The 2,254-nt window shown below is 62.6% G+C and carries 1 protein-coding gene and 1 pseudogene; both read left to right on the top strand.

Translation table 11 applies throughout. From position 1 onward, the window contains the following. Positions 1-336 (top strand): annotated as a pseudogene (locus FJT57_RS16235) (hypothetical protein); the annotation flags it as partial. Then, the coding region (locus tag FJT57_RS16230; protein WP_144906876.1) for a VirB4 family type IV secretion system protein at positions 329-2,254 on the top strand (1,926 nt) is incomplete at its 3' end. The pseudogene FJT57_RS16235 and the gene FJT57_RS16230, both read left to right, overlap by 8 nt.

Raw genomic sequence — 2,254 nt, 5'->3', positions numbered from 1 at the left:
TTCCGCGACGAGGGCACCCCCGCCGAGAAGCTGACCCAGTTCCCGGTCATCGGCTTCCTGTTCAACCCCTTTGTTACCCGCCGCGAGGACCTTACTGACGTCGAGCGCCGCGCGCAGATGTTCGAGAAGCTCGACAGTCGCGTGAACGACGTTCGATCCGAGTTCATCCAGCAGGCGTCTGGATGGTCCGCACGCCGCCTCAGCACGGTCGAGTTGTTCGTTCTGAATATGGACTTCTGGAACGGTCGCGAACACGACTACGACGAGGCGGAACGTGTCGTTCGAGACCAATCGATCATCGGCCACTCGCGCCGGGAGGATCCACACGATGCGTAATGTGATCCTCCAGACTGGTGGTGGTGCGCTTGGCTCCGTCGTCGGGTGGCTCCAGAACCTGACGCCAGCAGAGAGTGCAGTACTTGCCCTTGTGATGGGTCTCGGCCTTGGCGTCGGCAGTAAGTACCTCTGGGACCGCTTCACTGCGGATGATGAACCAGACGTGGACTTCACCGATGTCCTCGACGAGGAGACACTCGAAGAAGGCGAGGCTGAACGCCAGCTCCTCGACGACATCTCCGAGTCACACAAGACGGTGACCGCGCCCGGAGCTGTCGAGTGGGAAACGCGAGCCGCACGGGTCGGCGAGCAGTGGACGACGACACTGTACATCGCTAACTATGCCGACTATCCCAACGATGGGTATCTGAGCGACCTCTTCGAGATGACCGACGTCCAGTTCGATCTGACGGCCCACATCACGCCGAAGAATCAGGAGCGTGCCCGGAACGAACTGCAGGACATCGCTGACGACCTTCAGGTGGATGCTGACCTCGAACAGAGTATCCGGAGCGCGTATCTCCAAGAGCGCGCCAACGAGGCCGCAGCGACGTACAAGGCCGTCGAGAACGGCGCGAACGTCTTCGACCAGGGGATGTTCATCACGGTTAGAGCCGACGAGAAAGACAAGCTCAGAGATGCCGTCCAGACGGTCAAGAGCGCGCTCCGCGACGACCCGGCGAACCTCACGCCGAAGACGGCTATCTGTCGGCAGGATCTCGCTCTCCAGTCCGCCGCGCCCATCGGCGACAACAAGTTCGGCCGGACGTCGATCGCGCTCGGCGGCGCCGTCGGCGCGTTGCTGTCCTCGCCGCACAACGCGACGATTCTCGAGGAGGGCGGCGTCGAGTTCGGGATTCACAAGGACAACCAGAGCCCCGTGGTCATCGACCCGTTCGCCCGGGACAACGGGTACGCGATGTTCACCGTGGGCGATACCGGCTCGGGGAAGTCGTTCAGTTCCAAGCAGAACTTCATCCGCTCCATCGAGCAGAGCAAGGACCGTATCGGCATCATCCTCGAGCCGCTGAATAACTGGGCCGGCGTCTCAGAGGCACTCGACGCCAAGCGAATCACCGTCGGTGGGACGCTCGGCCTGAACCCCTTGGAGATCCGCGAGACGCCCGAACACGTCCAGCGCGCGATGGGCGAGGACGCGAGTCCGTTCAACGAGAAGCTCGACGACGCGATGAGCTTCCTCACGAACTTCTTCGCGCTCCGCGGCATCTCGCTGGGCGACCGCCGGACAACGCTCGAACTCGGGCTCAAGCGGGCGTACAAGCGCCAGGGCATCACCGACGACATCTCGACGCACGACAATCCGAGTCCGACCATCCGCGAGATGATGGACGTCTTCGAGGATATGGTCGACGACCCTGAGGAGTTCGTCGTTCGGTCCGACGAAGAGGCAGGGAAGATCAAAGAGGACGCGACGTGGCTGCTCGATCAGCTCCGCCCCTTCGAGGACGACGGTCGGCACAGCAACCTCGGCCAGGAGTCCGACTTCGACATTCGGGACGAGAAGGTCATCTACCTCGACCTCGCTCAGCAGGAGGGCAGCGTCGACAGCAGCACGGCACTGACGATGCAGTTGCTGATCTCGCTGGTGTACGAGCGGGCGAAGGTCTCGGAGAAGGAGGTCGTGTTCTACATCGACGAGGCGCGCTACATCATGCAGGACGCCGCGAGTCTGGCGTTCCTCGAGACGGTGTTCCGGCACCACCGCCACCACGACCTCTCGATCCGGCTGGTCACCCAGACCGTCGACGAGTTCTTCGAGCACGCCGAATCTGAGGCCATCCTGGACCAGTGTGCGGTCAAGCAGTTCCACCGCCTCGACGGGATGGATGATGAGTGGGCCGACGAGTTCGGGCTGAACTACGCACAGATGCGGTTCGTCCAAGACGCCGTCCCCGGC

Source organism: Halobellus captivus (assembly GCF_007655485.1).
In the GTDB taxonomy this organism is placed as follows: Archaea; Halobacteriota; Halobacteria; order Halobacteriales; family Haloferacaceae; genus Haloquadratum; species Haloquadratum captivum.
The sequence above is the reverse complement of the archived record's forward strand: the minus strand, read 5'-3'. Positions and strand labels throughout refer to the sequence as shown.